Genomic DNA, 18,162 nt, shown 5'->3' with positions numbered 1-18,162 from the left:
TTATTTCCCAATTGGATGATTTATTATTACAGTACCAGACCTTATCATAAATTGTGATAGTATTTGAGCAGTTCTAATTGCATCCATATAGTTTGATATTCCCATATTTCTTAATTGGTTGCCAATTCTAAAACCAATTTCATTATTATGCAAATCCATCTGTTTTGATGTTGGATTATTGTCTGGAAAATTCTCATGAGCATTTCCAATTTTCCTTGCTTCTTTTTCTCCTAATATCCAACAATTCAAAGCAGACCACATTAAATGACGATATGCATCATATTCATCTTCTTGTTGCTTTTCATTTTCACTACTAGTTCCAAATAAATTTTCTTTTCGTGCTTGATCGACCGAACTACCAGTTATCTTCATATTGCGTGAAGCTACAAATGCCCCCTTTTTATTATTTTCAGAATATTTTGCTTCATCTTCCTTTAATCCAAACAATACTAATAATTTGCCAAACCAACCAAGTTCACTATCTCCTTTATCTTCAGATTTTTTACCAACTTGTTCATTAGATTTAGTATTATTATCTGACCCCTGTCCTCCTTGTCCATTCTCAGCGCCTTTACCTTTCGCAGTTCTTCCTCCGCTACCACCACCATAAGACAAATAAAAATCATTTAATTTCATTACATTTGCAAATGTAAGATCAGCCATTGCAATAATATAGTAGTGATTGTATGCGGGATTATTTTTTAACTCATTAATTAATCCATCATGCAAATCCAAGTCTGGTATAAGAAATACTTGCAACTCCTCTCTTTCCTTCTCTTTCTCTGGAGCTAAGCCAGTCGGGTCGCGATAAGTCAGCGGTGAGTTATAAGCATAGTGGTACGGCGTTTGAGCCGGGAAGGCAGACCACAGCAGGTCGGGCGTGGTGAAGCGACCAGTTTCATTATCGTACATACGGAAGCCGAGCATCTGCAAATCAGATTCTGCATCATAAATACTACCGTCGAAGTTATCTCGGTTCATAGTGCCTGCTGATGTCCAAAGTGTATCGCCAAATGGTTTATAATCGTATTGATGTATGCCACCGCCATTATGCACGGTCAGTCTTACAGAACCGTTATTGTCCGTGAAGTTCACCTCTTTTGTCCCGTCGTGATGGTACAGCAATTCGCCACCTGCCCGGTAGCGATAAGCCCCAAGATATACTTTTCTCTCCGGTCCCATTCCAACATCTGCAGACGTCTGAAAGCCCTTGTATTGCACAATCTCCTCTCCAAAAGCACCGGTCATATAATACTCCCAAAGATGAGCGAAAACTTTAATTCCTTCATCATCATACCAATCATCCCCATGCGGACTTGTAAGCATACGCTTTTGCTCACGCACTCCGGCATGATTATATTTATAGCCCCATGTCCATTTGTCTGCAGTGAAAGACTCATGTGGTAATAAACTTTGGTTGAAACTCGAACCAAATCCAGAAATATTGCTCTTGGTGTATTCCACTAATCGTCCTGCCGTGTTGTATTTGTATTCTTCGTGAGAAATAGTATCTGAATTAAAACGTTTCTTCATTTAGTTCTAAATTTGATATTATTTTGTATCTGATACTGGAACAGGTTTCCATAGTTTGCTTCGTTGGTATTGATATACTCTTTTGATCTTTTCTTTTAGTACCCTATTGTAATTCTTTTTGATTACTTTTTCGTCAATAAACTTATATCGATTTTTAATCTTTTCGGTCTTTTCACCTTCAATTTCAGATGATAAAATTAAAACATATATGTTTGAATTTACATTATCACCAGCACATTCAACTGTTATAGAATGTATTCTGTTTGTTGGAACATTCTCTTCTACTTTAATACCGATTATGACAGATTCAATTTCTTCACTTTTTTTAATTAATGATAATATATCTTCAACTGTATTATATTTTTGAATGTCCACTGAGATTTTATCATCAAAACGATATGGATGTTTACCATCTTTTTTAAATTGTTCCATGATTTCAATTTCACCCATATATTCTTGACGAATCTCGTAATCGCAACATCTTGCCAAAAATGTTGTACTGACAATACCGCATATAAATGAGCAAACAAAGATAAAGATATTTAAGAATTTCATTTTTTTTCCTTTTTTTTGAAAAAATAATCTACATTATAGTTTTTATTCAAATATTTTCTCCAACTATAAGATTGACCCATACCTGTGATAAAGTTTATATTTTGGTAGAATCCTTTCAAACTTGCATGACCCTTATCCCAACTAAAAGATTCATAACCTTCTGAATAATGAACTCCAAAATATTACTAAAAATTGTAAAAGGATTTATTTCGCATTGTTTTGAATGATTAAATCAATAACAATGACAAATAAGTTTGTAAAGTTACTGTAAAGGCATTATGCTATTCTTTAATATCTTCTTTATTCGCATCTGGCACTGGTATTGGAAAACCATACCGCTGTACTTTATTAAATGTATAAGAATAATCAAAATTTTTCATTGATAATTGAAGAATAAATTCGATTTTATTCTTATTATCTAATTTTGAATAATCCTTGCTGTTTTCGAACTCAGTCGGTACTTTGTAGTAAATATTTATTTCAATAATATTTCTATTTTTACCTTTAATCATGAACAGAGCACTTTCAAAACTAATCCGTTTATTTTCTTGATAAGTATAAACAGCTATACCAAATAATCGGTTTTCTTTTAATAAAACATTGTAAATTTTTTCTGCGTCTGCTTTCTTAGTGAGCAACTCAAATAATTCACTTTCTTTATATTCAAGGCTATCAATATAGTTATTACTATCTGAATCAAGATTATGATAGAATTCGGGTTTATCATAATAACTAAAAACATGATATTCAATTTCATGGCTTTGGCATGAAATCTGAGTAATGAAACAAAGAATTAAAATAATCTTTCTCATTTATTTTCTCCTCTTTTTAAAATAATCAGCACCAAAATTTCTTGTTTAAGTTAGAACCTTTGCTGTAATATCCCATTAACCAAATATTATTATACATTATAGGAAGGTATTTCTTATAAGTTGCTTACCAACTAAATGAATCATAACCTTCTGAATAATGAACGCCAAAATATTACTAAAAATTGTAAAAGGATTTATTTCGCGTTGTTTTGAATGATAAAATCAATAACAATGACAAATAAGTTTGTAAAGTTACCGTAAAAGCATTATGCTATTCATTAATATCTTCTTTATTAGCATCAGGTATTGGAATGGGCTTATATTCCAAGCCTTCATATATTTTCACATTATTACTAATTATTGTATTCTGAATTGCATCCAGAAGTTTTTTTGAATTTTTATTTAAATAAGCATTTTTTTGTTTTGATATTTTTATTGGTTTATTGTTTATCAATAAAGAATCAAAGCAAATAATGATTCGATAATCAAATTGCTTATCATATTCAAATCTATAAGCCACACCATTTATTTTCAAATAATCTCGTTTCAAAGATATTAAATTTTGAGAATCAAGAATTGCTATTTCAAAATTTTCCCATCCTATAATAATATCTGAAAGACGATACTTTACTTTCAGTTTGTCCATTACATCTTTAATAGAAGTTCCTTTAACCTCACTTAGCTTATTAATATCTTTGAGAAAAAATCCCCGCCAATTATCTCTTTTACAAAAACCATAAGTATCATAGAAATAATTTATATTATCGTTATAATGTTTACTAACTTCTGACATTGAAATATACAAAGAGATTAATATTATTACCAAAGTTAATTTTATATATCGCATATTTATTTACTCCCATTATGATAATCTGCTCCAAAAGATTTTGGTTCTTTTAAAAACTTGAGATATTGATTAATGCCTTTCATTATCCAAATATTATTATACATTATAGGAAGGTATTTCTTATAAGTTGATTGCCAACTAAATGAATCATAACCTTCTGAATAATGAACGCCAAAGTACATCCTATCAATTGTTTTCGGGTTATTATGTAAGACCTTGGTAGATTCTGGTATCAAATTATCTTTCCAACCTCTTTCAATTGTAAAATCAGCCATATTAGGGACATTAGTCCATTTATAATTTCCAAGTGAAAAATCACTGATAACACTAAGATCATCAGGACTAAATGTAGAAGATTTGTCTCTTGGGTGAGTATGCACAAACCCAATTATCATTTCACTGGATTTTAATGGTTTATTATAAGGACTTTTATATAAACCTAGCCATTTGGTTTCACTTTCTCCAATGAAAAAGTCTGCAAAAAGTCTATTGGATTCGCTATCATATCTTAGTAAAAATCCAACTTCTTTATTAGGAAAATCGGTCTGAATTTGATTAAGATAGTTATTTGCTGGCTTGCAAACTTCATTTATGGATTCAGTATCCCAATTTTTAGGTACATTAAGTTCCATAGTTTTATAAGCACCATTATATCCAGCACCCGCTACTCCTATCCTACTTCCTCCACCACCTACACCAAAAGCAAGCGCAAACGGAGAAACACCAAGCGGATTATAAAGAGGATTGTTTATTAAAGACTCCCTTTCAAGATTATCTTCTAATTTTTGGCTAACAGCGAATTGATTCTCGAAAACACCCATCAACTCCTCTCTTTCCTTCTCCTTCTCCGGAGCCAGCCCTGTCGGATCGCGATAAGTCAGTGGTGAGTTGTATGCATAGTGGTATGGCGTATGAGCTGGGAAGGCACTCCACAGAAGGTCAGGTGTGGTGAAGCGACCAGTTTCATTATCGTACATACGGAAACCGAGCATCTGCAAATCTGATTCCGAATAACTGAAAACTATTCGCATTTTGAATATAAATATTCTGGTGCTAAGTCAGCTCCATTTGGCCATTCAATAGTGTTTGTTACAGGTGAAATCTTAAACTGAATGAAATTTGAAATGTCTTTAAGAGGTAAGAAAATTTTACCCCACAAGTCATTTTCTAAATTTACTTCACCTGATTTTCCATCATTAAATGTTAGAAATATTTTATAGTCAATTAAATATTTTGCTGATAAGATTTTAAGATTTTTCATATTTTACTCCAGTGGTGGAATTTTTTTCAAAGCATCATGTTCCATTGCCAAATTCCAATCATCCATAAGTTCATCCTTATACTTTAAATACCACTCAATGACAGAGTTCAAAGCTCGTCTTGGGAACTTACCTTCGATAACTCCTGATTCAATCTCAACTGTAATTTTGTACTCACCATACTTAGCATGAAAGTGTGGTGGAGAGTGGTCATTATAAAGCATATAAACTACAATTCCAAGAAATCTGGATATCTCCGGCATAAAAACCTCAATTTTAAAATAATAATTTAAACGAAATCCATAGTTCAATATTTTATAATTATCATAAGTACCGTCATCATACTCACCATCCCCATGCGGACTTGTAAGCAAATATGAATTTCTCCTTACGTTTTATCTTTTAACTTAATGCTCATTTAATCTCTTTTATACCATACATCTTTTTAACCTTTTTAATAAATTTTTGCTCAATTTTTTGATCAGCCCTCATATAATGGCTATAACTATTATCATCTAATACTTAATCTAACTTCTTATAAACAGCAATGAAATCAAACTTATTACAATAATAAATTTTGTCATTTAAAAAAGTCCTTTTATTATCGTACCCTTGAACTTCATAACATTCTTTGGCAAGCGAAATAAAAATTTCAAGTAGATAATCAGTGTCATACTTATAGTACAAAATAAACCATAAATGTGGCGAAGCTTCAATTTCATCAAAATGAAATACTATTAAGCTGTCAATGAAATTTTCATTACCATAAATACTATCCAATTTTTGAATGAAGTGATTAAGAGCAAGTCCTTTGAATGCATAATAATCAAAATTATCATATTTCTCTTTTTCAAGAATCATAAGTTCAATTTGCTGGGGCCAAAAATAATGTGGATCATATTCATCAGTGTTTGTATTAAATTCTCTTAAAAATTGAGAAAATTTATTTGCTCTATCTATCACTTCAGGATAATCATAAATATTTATTGAATCACTATCCCTAATAATTTTATTATTTATCTGACTTTCCACAACGTTCAGAGTACTTATTAACATTATAAATATGATAATTATACTAATTTTTCTAATTTTCATAACTTACTCTCAATTTTTTTCTTTGTATGTAAAATGTTTAACTGTATTTTCCGATAACTCATCTGTTATTTTTTTGTTAATGTTAAATTTTATGGAGAATTATTAACATCAAAAACTTTTTCTAAATTATTAAGTATATCCAATAATTGTTCCTTTTCATCATAAAAATTTATTTCAAATGATTTTTGCATTTCTTCTATATCTGCAATACGAGTTTTTAAAACATTTTTTACAAAATTCTTATCTATCAACATTACACAATAATCAATTTTATTGCATAAACTTATATTTGTTGTATCGAATTTTGCCCAATCTTCATCTTCAATGAATTTGTATTTGAAGCAACTTGTATGAAAGCCGTACTCTACTTCCATTATTAAGCTATCATTATATTTATAATATTCAAGAAAACCATATTCCACCCAATTTTCCTTTGAGTCAACTATTACACTTTGCGTTTTACCTAAATACTTTAAATTATATTCGGGAACTAGTTTTCTTCTAAATTCACTTAAGTTTAATTCTTTATATTTATTATAATCAAAAAAATCAAAGAATAGTTTTTTATTTTTTAATAGTTCCTCATATTCATCACTCAAATTAAATATTTCAAATAGTCTTGTATTTTGATTAAAATTTCGGATGAAAATAATAAAATCTACTATTCTTTTTCTTTCAGGAGTCAATTTCAAATATTCTTCATCTATTTGATTAGCAGAAAAAAGTGAACTTATAATTATAATTAATAACACGCTAAATATAAAATATTTATTAAGTACTTGTATCGTTTTCATTTTAATTTCCAAATTTTTGTTTAAAATAAAAGAAATTGCCATATGCACCATATTTTTTATTAAAATAATTTAAATAATATTTAGTATTCTTTTCACGTGCTGGACTTTCCCTTTTTATCATATGTATATCCTTGTGAAACCCCTTAGCATCAGTTATTTCAAAACCGTAAATTCCATTTTCTCCTACAACAAACGAGAAATCTCCATTATCTAAGTAACTTTTAAAACCTGTTGGTGGTGGGTAATCACAATATGCTGCTATATCATACATATCATTAAATGAAAAAGGACCACCAGATTTTGCATGTGTATGGATATCAGCAATTATTGATTCACGCCCTATTCCTTCTCTTTCCATAATTTCCATAACGAGCTCGGCTATTTTAGTTCCCATACTAACATCATTTTTTCCTTCCACATACTCAAATCTAAGTTTACCATTTTTATCATAGAAAAATATTCCTCCATATTCTTTATTGTTATTGTCTTTTGATTTTTTAAACATTTCTTTAATTTCTTTATTAAATTTCTTTATTAATTTATCGCGACTAATTTTATTAGTTCCATTCTCAGCACCTTTACCTTCAGCAACCCTTCCACCACTACCACCACCATAAGACAAATAAAAATCATTCAATTTCATTACATTTGCAAATGTTGCGTCAAGCATTGCAAAAATATAGTAGTGGTTGTATGCGGGATTATTTTTTAACTCATTAATTAATCCATCATGCAAATCCAAGTCTGGTATAAGAAATACCTGCAACTCCTCACCTTCTTTCTCCTTCTCCGGAGCTAAGCCCGTCGGGTCGCGATAAGTCAGGGGTGAGTTGTACGCATAGTGGTATGGCGTTTGAGCTGGGAAGGCAGACCACAAGAGGTCAGGCGTGGTGAAGCGACCAGTTTCATTATCGTACATACGGAAACCGAGCATCTGCAAATCTGATTCAGAATCATACGTGCTGCCGTCAAAATTATCTCGGTTCATAGTGCCTGCTGATGTCCATAGTGTATCGCCGAATGGTTTGTAATCAAAGTGTAAAGTATCAAAAGCCGTGCCATTCTGACGTACAACAAGCCGGACAGAGCCGTTATTATCCGTGAAGTTCACCTCTTTTGTACCGTCGTGATGGTACAGCAGTTCACCACCTGCCCGGTAGCGATAAGCCCCAAGATATACTTTTCTCTCCGGTCCCATTCCAACATCTGCAGACGTCTGAAAGCCCTTGTACTGGACAATTTCTTCTCCAAATGCTCCGGTCATATAATACTCCCAAAGATGAGCGAATACTTTAATTCCTTCATCATCAATATCACCATCCCCATGCGGACTAGTAAGCATACGCTTCTGTTCACGCACTCCTGCATGATTATACTTATAGCCATAAGTCCATTTGTCCGCTGTGAATGACTCATGTGGTAATAAACTTTGGTTGAAACTCGAACCAAATCCAGAAATATTGCTCTTGGTGTATTCCACTAATCGTCCTGCCGTGTTGTATTTGTATCCTTCGTGAGAAATAGTATCTGAATTAAAACTTTTTAGCCTTGTAAGCATCTGACCAATAAGGAAAATAATTTCACCTTAATCACTAATTAAATATTGGTACTTCTCATACTCTTCTTCAGTGGTTACAATTTTAACTTTGTCCGTCTCCAGATTATTATACTTTCTGATTTTTTCGGATAATTTTTCATCTGCTCCGATAATTGAAATTAACATTCCATTTTCACACTCACATATTTTGGGGTCAAAATCTTCTATAGGATTTCCATCAAGATATACTTTTTTTAAATCATTTTTTCTGCATAATTCAGTTCCGAAATATTTGATTTTGTTATTTTTTAAGTATAAAAATGGAAAATTAGCTTCACCGATCCAATCAGGTAGCTTTTCAACATTGTTATCATTCATATAAACTATAGGGCTTTCCAAATCGCTTTCCGTAGAATGTGATATACTTTTTGGAATGTCTTTCAATTTATTATTTGATAATTCAAGTACTCCTAATCCCGTTTTACTAAAATCAACATCAAAAGATTCCAAATCATTACTGTCTAAATCTAAATATACAATTGATTTGAATTTTGTTAAATTTTTAGGAACTTTCTTAAATTTATTGTTTGTTAAATCAATATAATATAGACCTTTAACATCAGAACTTATTAAATTGTCAATTAAATTGTCAATATTTTCTAATTTGTTATCACTTAGGGCTAAGCATGTTAATTTTGGGAAAAAACCAAAATTGGAATCAAGCACATCTATATTACCTGATATATCTAAGAATTCTAAATTCTTAAAATCTGAAATAAATTCAGGTATATAACTTATTCCTTTTCCTGAAAGTTTCAGATATTCAATTTGTGTAAGATTCTCCAATGAAGTTGGAATTTCAGAACTTGCAAGATCAGTTAAAGTTAATTCTTTCAGTTTTGTTAAGTTTTGATATTTATCAGGTAAGCTTGAAGCATTTAAATTTACAATTTTAAGTTGTTGAAGATTAGTAAGTTCCAATATTTCGGGACTTAATGTTTCAGTTCCTAAAATTTCGGATATTTCCAAAGTTTCTAATTGTTGAGCTTCACTGATTCCATTAAGAAAATTATTTTTATCTTGTCCAATATAATAACCAGTAGCAATAAATAAAGTCTTTAGCTTTGGAAGTTTAAATAATTCCTTGGATATCCCAGCTATATAACAACTTATTATCATAATTTCTTTTAAATTTTCAAAGTCTTTGAAATCATCATTTATTAAAATTGTATCTCCTGGTACTGTGTAAAATTCCTTAACAATTTCTCTTTTATTAAAAGGAATTTGCCGATATTCACTTAATCGAAATCTTCTGTATTTTTTGCAATCAGGTAAATCATTGTACCATTTTTTATAAGTTATCTGATTGACTGAATCATTCCACGACCAATAATCAGGTACATCAGGATAAAGATTTTCAAGACTGTCACATTCGGTTTGTGATTTAAGTTCAACATTAGTTAAAATGATGATTACAAATAATAAATAAGTTCGTATTTTTTTAAATTGAAATAATATTTTTGTCATTATTGTCCTCTGCTTGGATTAGTAAAGTCTTTCATTTTCATTTGGAACCTATATGTATTTCTATTGTGAAGATAACCATCAAAGAAGTACATTGAACCGTTCATAAAAGAATCGCTTCCTCTGTTAAATTGAAAAACTCCCCATCCGGTTCTACCATATAGATTATTAAATTGCCTTGCTGTCCTAAGATCATCAGACCCAGTAAGACCAGGGACATAAGAAGGCAAACCACTGCTTAAATGCGAATGAACGATTAAAAGAATATTCTCTATACTGCCAACAATTGCTTTAAATTCATCACTGTTTATTGTACCAATTAAATCAACGGATCCTTCAATACCTCCGTCTCTGCCTTTTATAAACCTATCAGGAACTGCTAAAGTTTTACCATCTTTTGTAAATATAATTCCACCTTCACTATTTTGTTTAATTGTTTTTAACCAATCTCTAAATTCACCGATTTGTACTCCAGTAGGCAAAGCTAAACTTCTTCCATCCTTGGTTCCAGCTTTGACACTTTCAAGGTCTATCTCACCATCACCATTAGTAAACTCCATTAAACCTTTATCGGTTATATAATCTATACCATCGCCATTTTCAACAGTACCAATTAGATTGCCATTTTGGTCAAAAACATTGGATTGTTTTATCTTTCCTCCTTGTCCATTCTCAGCACCTTTACCTTCGGCAGTTCTTCCTCCGCTACCACCACCATAAGACAAATAAAAATCATTTAATTTCATTACATTTGCAAATGTAAGATCAGCCATTGCAATAATATAGTAGTGGTTGTATGCGGGATTATTTTTTAACTCATTAATTAATCCATCATGCAAATCCAAGTCTGGTATAAGAAATACCTGCAACTCCTCTCTTTCCTTCTCCTTCTCCGGAGCCAGCCCTGTCGGGTCACGATAAGTCATTGGTGAGTTATACGCATAGTGGTATGGCGTTTGAGCTGGGAAGGCAGACCACAAGAGGTCAGGCGTGGTGAAGCGACCAGTTTCATTATCGTACATACGGAAACCGAGCATCTGCAAATCTGATTCAGAATCATACGTGCTGCCGTCAAAATTATCTCGGTTCATAGTGCCTGCTGATGTCCATAGTGTATCGCCGAATGGTTTGTAATCAAAGTGTAAAGTATCAAAAGCCGTGCCATTCTGACGTACAACAAGCCGGACAGAGCCGTTATTATCCGTGAAGTTCACCTCTTTTGTACCGTCGTGATGGTACAGCAGTTCACCACCTGCCCGGTAGCGATAAGCCCCAAGATATACTTTTCTCTCCGGTCCCATTCCAACATCTGCAGACGTCTGAAAGCCCTTGTACTGGACAATTTCTTCTCCAAATGCTCCGGTCATATAATACTCCCAAAGATGAGCGAATACTTTAATTCCTTCATCATCAATATCACCATCCCCATGCGGACTAGTAAGCATACGCTTCTGTTCACGCACTCCTGCATGATTATACTTATAGCCATAAGTCCATTTGTCCGCTGTGAATGACTCATGTGGTAATAAACTTTGGTTGAAACTCGAACCAAATCCAGAAATATTGCTCTTGGTGTATTCCACTAATCGTCCTGCCGTGTTGTATTTGTATCCTTCGTGAGAAATAGTATCTGAATTAAAACTTTTTAGCCTTGTAAGCATCTGACCAATGTTGTTATAAGTGTACGAAGTACTATGTTGGTCAAAGTTCTCATCCTCAAAATAAAAGTAATTTAACCGATTCGTATCAGGATTGTAAACATAATCCCGCATAGTCATGTTGTTTATTTCATGTGATGTTCTGTTGCCAATTTTATCGTAAGAATATTTTTCATTAGTTCCGTACTTACTTTCATCCCATTCAATAAGACGATTGAGGCGGTCATAAGTATAATCCTGTACCAACTCGTCGTATCCATTTCTGTTACTTGTTTGCTTGGTTATATTCCCAATAGAATTACGTTCAAAAGCTTGGGAGAAGAGTACAACCGGCGAAGTTACCATTTCCCTAATAGTGAGCTGGTCAACCCAACCTCTTGGATTATAAATAATTTCTTTCTGAATTACAACATCTTCATCTGCACCAAAGCCGAAATACTTAATCTTACTGACTGAACCCCTTTCATTATATTCATACTCGACAGCAGGTTCATTAACAGGAAATCCACCATCGGGGTCACCAGTCCAAAATGGATATGGAAATCTTAAATCATCAAAATGGATGTTTCCATTTTCAAATAAGCCTGAATTTAATTCGCCTTTCTTGGTATAAACTCTATGAAGTCTGCCATTATCATCATATTCATTCCAAATCATAAACTTATACAAAGCATCAGCGGCAGTAACCGTAACGACCTGGTTCATTGAATTGTAAATGTAATGAACCATATCAAAGCCTGTATTATCGTTCCATTTCATAATCGCTTCCACACGTCCACGTGCATCGTAAGACATAATAGTCAGGCGGTAGTCGTAGTCCACCGGATTTCTGCTTACCGACATGTTCGGTGACGGTTCGATAATTAACGCCATCTCACTTATCTACGAATTCTCAATAAATGATTTACAAAATTATCTAAATTAATCCAATTAAGCAAGAAAATAATTATAATATTAAGCAAACTGAAACATTAATCGTTTATTCGCTACTGATTAACTATTCATCAAGTAAATACCTGCGTTTCAAACAGTTCTTGCTTGCAATTGATTTGTATTCTGATGTCAGGTAATTATCAAATATCCTTCTAAAACCGCAATAGAATGGATTTTGGAAGTCATTATTTTCAGTAGCTTGACAAAATTATCCGAATGCTTTCTCCAGTGCAGGTCTTGAGCAGTATATTAATCAAGGTACTATAAACTATTAAAATAATGTTTATTCACCCACAACGACTTCTTCGTATATTTTTCAACATCATACTGATAATTTCAAAAATTGTTGGAAATATATAGGAAACTGTTTTTAGCGATTTGCAAGCACTTATATATCATTGATTTAAAATTATGCCAGTTGCTATTGAGCGAAGTCGAAGTGTATTCTTTAGTCTTCGACTACGCTCAGACTGACAAAACATATCATAACAACATCCCAGTGTCACATAGAGCGAGTCGTGTCACATTGAGCGAAGTCGAAGTGTATTCTTTAGTCTTCGACTCCACTCAGACTGACAATACATTTTTGTACGACATTCATTATTCATGTTGGGCAATTTTAGTTTAACTGATAACTGCAAAATAAAATCCTCCCCTTTGAAAAAAAGGGAGGATATTGATGAGAGTGAGGTATGTTTATTATTTATTCAAATCTTTATTTATTTGATAATAATAATTGGCTTGATTGAATAATCATTGCCATTCAATACTTTGAGGAAGTATGAACCGGCAGGCAGTTCGCTTGTATTAATGGACTGAATATTGCCTGTCAAAGCATTCAATCTTAAAACTTCAATACCTGTGTTATTATATAGAATAATGCGTGATTCAGTATTAACTTGCTCTATTTGCACATTTACAAAATCAGTAGCTGGATTTGGATATACTTCGAATCCAAATGTGATTTCATCATTTACACTTGTAACATCAACCGGTGACATTTCCATATCTTTTTCAACAACATTTCCATCACCTATTGTAATTTCAGTTTTGCTGCCCTGATAACCAATTTTATCAAGTACAAGTGTATAAGTACCTTCAGCAACGTTGTTCAATTCAAATTTTCCAAATTCATCAGTAGATAATGAATGAGTAACGTTATTTTTTGCATTTACAAGATAAACACTAGCACCTAAAATTGCATCAGAAGGGTCATCTTTAGAGTTTACAAAGCCTTTTTTGTCTCTGCCAACATTACCACGAACTATTCCTTTTCCTCCGTTTCTTTCAATTAGTGTTAGAGTGATTTGGTAGCTACCGTGGCTTCCTTCTTCGTCAACACTTACCCGTGTAGCTTCCTGCCATGAGAGAGTAGAAATGTCGTCTTCAACATAGAAACCGGGTGAAAGAGTTCTTGAATGCGGTCTTGCAAGAATAACATAATCACCGGGAATTAGATTTTCAATTTTGTAGTTTCCAAATTCATCGGTAATTGATGATTTCCCCATGTAAATATACTTTACGAATTTGCCGTCAGAGTTGACTAAGAAAGCAGTTACTTCAATACCTTCAAGCGGATTGTCCTCAATGTCAACAACAGTTCCGTAAATATTGTTTTCATAATTAGGTACTTTTACAAGATAAAAATCAATATCAGTTCTATCATCTGTGAGCATTATTGATTTTGCATCTGTCGGATTATCGGCTAATTCATAGAACTGAGGGAAATATGCCTGTGGTCTGTTTTGGTCATTAGAGAAATATACTCCGCTCGCAACGGCTTTGTATATAAACGAATCAGGAAGTTTACCTTCAAAAGTTCCGTTTTGATTTAATTTGAATGTGTGTCCTATCATTTTTCCTGAGTTAATGTCTTCACCCCTGAATTCGACAACACCATTACGAACAGGCTCAAAATCATCTGCATCAACAACTTTACCACTAACTTTATACATCTTAGGTTTTGGAATTTCTTTTATAATGAAAGCAAGTTCGATTTCATCTCCACAGTCAATTTCAATTGGTTTTGCATCATCAAAATTTATAGCATTATCATACCATGTTGGATAATATGCTGTTGTATTATTCATTGAGAATGCTTCTACAAGAATGTAATATTCACCTTTATCAAGATTTGGTATCTCGAAAATTCCATTTTCAAATCTTGCATTGAACACAAATGATTTATTAAGTCTTCCATTATTATCAGAATAACTAAAAACTGAAATCATACCCATTTTAATACTATTTCCATCAACATCATTAACAGTACCGGAAACAGTAGCAAGCTCAGAACATTCCTTTACCATTACAGACCATGTTTGTACAGCTGAGGCAATAATTTTATCTCCCGCAATTGCTTTGACTTCAATCTTGAAATGGTGTAATCCAGATTTTTTAGGTTGCCAGACTAATTCACCGGTTTGGCTATCAAATTCAACATCTTCAGGTGAATTTACTAAAGAATAAATAAATTCAGCTTCTTCAATATTTGTTTCAATTTCAGGAGTGTATGTATATGTTTCATTTAAACCAATATGTAATAAAGGCTTGGATGTGAAAATTATTTTATGGACAGGAGTGTTGCTGTTGCGTAATTCAGCAAATACATACTCTCTGACTGCACCTTCGGCGCCATTATTGTTTGTAGCCTTTACAACAAAACTCCAGCCATTTTTTTTACTTTCCAAACCGGAAAATTTGAAATGATACTGATCACGACCTAATGCATCTTCTCTGCTGACTTTATCAAAAAATTGGAAATCTTTGATATCTTCACTTTTACCTTCGGCTATATAAATATTAAAACCGGTTGCGGTTTTTTCGTCATTCGGGTAGAACCAGCTGATAAAACCGTCAGCTATATAAATTTCACCTTTCTTACCGCCCATCAATTGAACATTTACTTTATCCACCGGCTTCAATTGATTTTGAGCATAACCAAATGAACTGATTCCAAAAACCAAAGCAATTGTTAGTGTTAACCAATTGCTACTCTTGAGTAATCTCTTAAACATTTTTGTTATTCCTTAAATTATTTATAAAATATTTCTCACTCATTAATAAATACACATCAATTTAAAAAGCGTTGCAGATTTTTTTTAAAAAATCAAACTTAATAATATTATAACTAAAAATTTTATTAATTTTACAAATATTTATTTGTCAAATTTTGCAAAAGAATGAAATCAGACAAACTTTTACCTCAACTTGGACTCTTTACGACCATTGCAATAGTTGTAGGAGCTGTAATCGGCTCCGGAATATTTAAAAAACCGGCTGTAATGGCTGCAGACTTAGGAACACCTGAATTGCTTCTGCTAATTTGGGTTATTGCCGGAATTCTGACATTATTTGGAGCACTTTCAAATGCTGAAGTAGCCGGAATGATAACAGAAACAGGCGGACAATATGTCTTCTTTGATAAAATGTATGGAAGTCTTACCTCATATTTATACGGCTGGGCTATCCTTGCTGTTATTCAGACGGGCTCAATAGCTTCAATAACTTATGTATTTGCTGAGTACACAGAATACTTTTTTGTTCTGCCAAGATTTTCGTCTGAGATTGAAGCATCTTTCCAAATTTATATGCCTTTTGTAGGCAAAATTTTCCCACTAAAGGACTTCGGTGTCAAATCCCTTACAATGTTTGTCATATTGCTTCTTACAATAGTAAATTATTTCGGAATTAAGTATGGAGGCAGAGTAGCAGAGTTTTTTACAACTGCAAAAGTTTTAGCAATATTAATTCTTGTTGTTGCAGGATTTCTATACACCGGTGGCTCTGCTGGTAATCTAACTTATGATATTCCTGACTTCTCTTATGGAGAGCTTGGTTTGATAGGTGGCATTATTGCGGCTCTATCTGCGGCGTTTTGGGCATTCGACGGATGGAATAATGTTACATACATAGCCGGTGAAGTCAAAAATCCAATGAAAAATATTCCTAAAGCATTGATTATTGGCACTTTGATAATAATTGGTGTTTATATGTTGATTAATCTTGCTTATCTCTATGTATTGCCAATTGATGAAATGGCAAAATCGAAATTAGTCGCAGCAGATGTGGCTGACAGAGCTGTTGGGGCGTGGGGTGGAGGCTTAGTTGCCGCACTTGTGATGGTATCAACATTCGGCACTTCTAATGGCACTATCATGGTTAGTGCAAGGGTTTATTTTGCAATGGCAAAACGTGATATGTTTTTTCCGGTATTTGGAAATGTAAGCAAAAAGTATCATACACCTGCAAATGCACTTTTTTTACAAGCAATATGGTCTTGTGGTCTTGTTATCAGTGGCTCTTTTGACGACTTAACCGATATGCTGATATTTGTCAGTTGGATTTTTTATGCTTTGGGAGCATATGGGGTAATAGTTTTGCGTAAAAAAATGCCCGATACTCCAAGACCTTACAAAGTACCTTTGTATCCTTACATTCCACTTACATTTGTGCTGGTTGCCGGAATATTTGTAGTATTGACTTTATATAATGACATCAGTAATTATATCAGCGGAAAAAGTGAAATAATTAATTCAACTTTTGGGTTATTACTTGTATTGGCAGGATTACCACTTTATTATTATTTTAAATACAGGAAAAAATGAAAATAGCTATCACAACCGGCGATGTAAACGGCATCGGAATTGAGAATATGATTAAAACATTACAGAATTTCAGCAATCCTGATTCTGTAGAATTTGTATTCTATGGCTCTACAAGTATTCTCAAGCAATGGCTGGAAGTCATTGATAATTCAATAATAATTGAGGATGATTATTTGTTCCTTGGAAATAATAAAGTACTTATTCAGGAAATTTCTTCTTCTTATCAAATTGAAATTGGCGAAGTATGTATTGAAGCCGGACGACATGCGGCAGATGCATTGGAGTTATGTGTAGCTGATACAATAGGTGGAAAAAATGATGCGATTGTAACTCTACCCATTGCAAAAGAAGCAATGTATCTTGCAGGTTGGAAATATCCAGGACATACTGAAATGCTCGCCGCAAATTGCCATGTCGCAAAACCATTGATGATACTATTCAAAGATAATTTACGTGCGGCTCTTGTTACAATTCATAGTCCGTTAAGAGAAATTGCTGACAGAATCACCAAAGAATTGGTATTAAATTCAATTGAAAATTTTAATTTATCTCTGAAAAATGACTTCGGAATTGCTTCTCCAAAAATTGCAGTTTTGGGATTAAATCCTCATGCCGGTGAGAATGGGAATATTGGTACTGAGGAGATTGAGCACATAATTCCAGCCATAAAACTTGCCAAAAAATCAGGAATTAACTGCGAAGGTCCATTTCCGGCTGATGGTTTTTTTGCTCATCAGCTATACAAAAATTACGATGGCTATCTTGCGATGTATCACGACCAGGGGCTTATACCATTGAAACTAATTGCTGCGGGTGGCGGGGTTAATTTCACAGCCGGTTTGCCAATTGTAAGAACATCGCCTGACCATGGCACAGCTTTTGGTATAGCCGGAAAAAATATCGCCAATCACCAAAGCACACTTGATGCAATCGAAGCAGCTATTGCGATTGCGAATAACAGGAAGTAGGGTGGATTGAATTTAACAAATCATTTTATTGAAATAAAAC

The 18,162-nt window shown here is 33.1% G+C and carries 15 protein-coding genes; 2 read left to right on the top strand and 13 right to left on the bottom strand.

Annotated features, from left to right (window positions below; genetic code table 11):
- The 13 genes from KF896_03375 to KF896_03315 form a co-directional block, all read right to left on the bottom strand.
- Positions 1–1,533: a hypothetical protein gene (locus tag KF896_03375; GenBank protein ID MBX3042736.1), complete on the bottom strand. Its 1,533-nt coding sequence runs from the start codon at positions 1,531–1,533 to the stop codon at positions 1–3.
- A gap of 18 nt (positions 1,534–1,551) precedes the next feature.
- Positions 1,552–2,088: a hypothetical protein gene (locus KF896_03370; protein ID MBX3042735.1), complete on the bottom strand. Its 537-nt coding sequence runs from the start codon at positions 2,086–2,088 to the stop codon at positions 1,552–1,554.
- A gap of 281 nt (positions 2,089–2,369) precedes the next feature.
- Positions 2,370–2,900, bottom strand: a complete 531-nt coding sequence (locus tag KF896_03365; protein MBX3042734.1) for a hypothetical protein — start codon at positions 2,898–2,900, stop codon at positions 2,370–2,372.
- Between the two features lie 271 nt (positions 2,901–3,171).
- On the bottom strand, positions 3,172–3,693 hold the full coding sequence (locus tag KF896_03360) for a hypothetical protein (GenBank protein ID MBX3042733.1): 522 nt from the start codon (positions 3,691–3,693) through the stop codon (positions 3,172–3,174).
- Between the two features lie 56 nt (positions 3,694–3,749).
- Complete coding sequence (locus KF896_03355; protein MBX3042732.1) at positions 3,750–4,778, bottom strand: hypothetical protein; 1,029 nt, start codon at positions 4,776–4,778, stop codon at positions 3,750–3,752.
- Positions 4,769–5,008, bottom strand: a complete 240-nt coding sequence (locus KF896_03350) for a DUF2442 domain-containing protein (GenBank protein MBX3042731.1) — start codon at positions 5,006–5,008, stop codon at positions 4,769–4,771. The genes KF896_03355 and KF896_03350 overlap by 10 nt, the downstream gene beginning before the upstream one ends.
- A gap of 3 nt (positions 5,009–5,011) precedes the next feature.
- On the bottom strand, positions 5,012–5,269 hold the full coding sequence (locus KF896_03345; protein ID MBX3042730.1) for a DUF4160 domain-containing protein: 258 nt from the start codon (positions 5,267–5,269) through the stop codon (positions 5,012–5,014).
- A 259-nt stretch (positions 5,270–5,528) separates the two neighbouring features.
- Positions 5,529–6,101 carry a hypothetical protein gene (locus KF896_03340; protein ID MBX3042729.1) on the bottom strand — a complete coding sequence of 191 codons (573 nt, stop codon included), beginning with the start codon at positions 6,099–6,101 and terminating at the stop codon, positions 5,529–5,531.
- Between the two features lie 89 nt (positions 6,102–6,190).
- Positions 6,191–6,895 (bottom strand): hypothetical protein, encoded by a 705-nt coding sequence (locus tag KF896_03335; GenBank protein ID MBX3042728.1) that lies wholly within the window; start codon positions 6,893–6,895, stop codon positions 6,191–6,193.
- A 1-nt stretch (position 6,896) separates the two neighbouring features.
- Entirely contained in the window at positions 6,897–8,453 is a 1,557-nt protein-coding gene (locus KF896_03330; GenBank protein MBX3042727.1) for a hypothetical protein, read from the bottom strand.
- 27 nt (positions 8,454–8,480) lie between these two features.
- Positions 8,481–9,959 (bottom strand): leucine-rich repeat domain-containing protein, encoded by a 1,479-nt coding sequence (locus KF896_03325; GenBank protein ID MBX3042726.1) that lies wholly within the window; start codon positions 9,957–9,959, stop codon positions 8,481–8,483.
- On the bottom strand, positions 9,959–12,487 hold the full coding sequence (locus KF896_03320) for a hypothetical protein (GenBank protein ID MBX3042725.1): 2,529 nt from the start codon (positions 12,485–12,487) through the stop codon (positions 9,959–9,961). The genes KF896_03325 and KF896_03320 overlap by 1 nt, the downstream gene beginning before the upstream one ends.
- Positions 12,488–13,266: 779 nt before the next feature.
- Entirely contained in the window at positions 13,267–15,564 is a 2,298-nt protein-coding gene (locus KF896_03315) for a carboxypeptidase regulatory-like domain-containing protein (protein MBX3042724.1), read from the bottom strand.
- Positions 15,565–15,729: 165 nt separating this feature from the next.
- On the opposite strand from KF896_03315, the gene KF896_03310 reads away from it, so the two are divergent.
- Together KF896_03310 and pdxA are read left to right on the top strand one after the other, a co-directional pair.
- Positions 15,730–17,154, top strand: a complete 1,425-nt coding sequence (locus KF896_03310) for an amino acid permease (protein ID MBX3042723.1) — start codon at positions 15,730–15,732, stop codon at positions 17,152–17,154.
- Complete coding sequence (gene pdxA, locus KF896_03305) at positions 17,151–18,122, top strand: 4-hydroxythreonine-4-phosphate dehydrogenase PdxA (GenBank protein ID MBX3042722.1); 972 nt, start codon at positions 17,151–17,153, stop codon at positions 18,120–18,122. The genes KF896_03310 and pdxA overlap by 4 nt, the downstream gene beginning before the upstream one ends.
- Positions 18,123–18,162 lie beyond the last annotated feature (40 nt).

This window comes from Ignavibacteriota bacterium, assembly GCA_019637995.1.
Lineage (GTDB): Bacteria > Bacteroidota > Ignavibacteria > Kapaibacteriales > UBA2268 > JANJTB01.
The sequence above is the reverse complement of the archived record's forward strand: the minus strand, read 5'-3'. Positions and strand labels throughout refer to the sequence as shown.